This is a genomic window from Mycobacterium sp. NGS45 (genome assembly GCF_059812645.1).
Genome location: NZ_JCALDB010000059.1, coordinates 1 through 1,248, shown reverse-complemented (window position 1 = coordinate 1,248; position 1,248 = coordinate 1). Strand labels below are relative to the sequence as shown.

General features: G+C 62.2%; 1 protein-coding gene and 1 other annotated feature. The gene reads right to left on the bottom strand.

From position 1 onward, the window contains the following. Positions 1-22: 22 nt before the first annotated feature. A protein-coding gene (locus tag AC5Y3P_RS22320) for an IS3 family transposase (protein ID WP_500048119.1) occupies positions 23-1,248 on the bottom strand; the annotation gives its coding sequence in 2 pieces (ribosomal slippage) (positions 23-972 and positions 972-1,248; 1,227 coding nt annotated over the 2 pieces). This gene is flagged as partial in the annotation. Beyond that, positions 872-988: a sequence feature (AL1L pseudoknot), on the bottom strand. Its footprint overlaps the gene before it by 117 nt.

Sequence of the window (1,248 nt, the reverse complement as noted above, 5' to 3'; positions counted from 1 at the left end):
TGAAGTACCCCAGGTTTTGTTCCTAGTTGGGTACGAGGGCCGGGGTTGGCTGGCTCGCGGGGTGTGAGGCGCCGGTGAGGGCGGCCTCGTACTCGGCTGGTGGAACGTAGCCGAGGGCTTCGTGCAGGCGTTCCTGGTTGTACCAGGCCACCCAGGCGGCGGTCGCCAGTTCGACGTCATCGACGCTCCGCCACGGCTTGCCTCGCTTGATCAACTCGGTCTTGTAGGCGGCGTTGACTGCCTCGGCGAGGGCGTTGTCATAGCTATCCCCGCGCGATCCCACTGATGGCGCGATCCCGAGCTCGGTCAACCGGTCGGTGTATGCCAGCGAGAGGTATTGCGACCCTCGGTCGGAATGATGTACCAACTCAGAAAGATCTGACTCTGCTTGCCACACAGCATGATTGAATGCCTCCAGTGGGAGATCTTCAGTGCGCATCGTCGCCGAGACTGCCCAGCCGACGATCTTGCGGGTGCAGACATCAGTAACGAATGCGGTGTAGCAGAATCCCTGCCAGGTGCGCACGTAGGTGATGTCAGCAACCCACAACCGGTTCGGAGCGGGGGCTTTGAACTGGCGGTTGACCAGATCGGCCGGCCGCGCATCGGCCGGGTCGGTGACGGTGGTGAACACCGGTTTCCCCCGCTGAACGCCACGCAGGCCGGCCTTGCGCATCAACCGCCGCGTTTGTTCGCGTCCCAGACGCCAACCTCGGCGTTTCATCGCCTGATGCATCTTCTTGACGCCGTAGACCGAGAAGTTGTCCCGGTGCACGGTGCGTAGGTCAGCGATCAGCTGTTCGTCGCGGATCTCGCGATCGCAGGCCGGACGGGTCCGCGCGGCGCGGTACCCTCGGGCGGTGAGGAACCCCGGGATTGCTGCCCGTAACACTCGGCAGATGAGCTCGACCCCGAATTGATCGCGATGCGCCTCGATGAAGGCGATCATTTCGTCACGGGGCGGTCGAGCTCCGCTGCAAAAAACGCAGACGCGGACTTCAAAATCTCATTGGCTCTGCGCAATTCGCTGACTTCACGCTTGAGCTTCCGTATCTCGGCGTGCTCAGCGCTGGTCGTACCGGCGCGCTCGCCGGCATCGACCTGAGCTTTGCGTCGCCATCGACGCACTGATTCCTCCGAGATACCAAGTTTGCTGGCCACTGACTTGATGGCCTCGAACTCAGAAATATCCGAGGCCTCCATCATGGTGTCCAACAACCGCAACGCACGATCACGAAACTCCGGCGA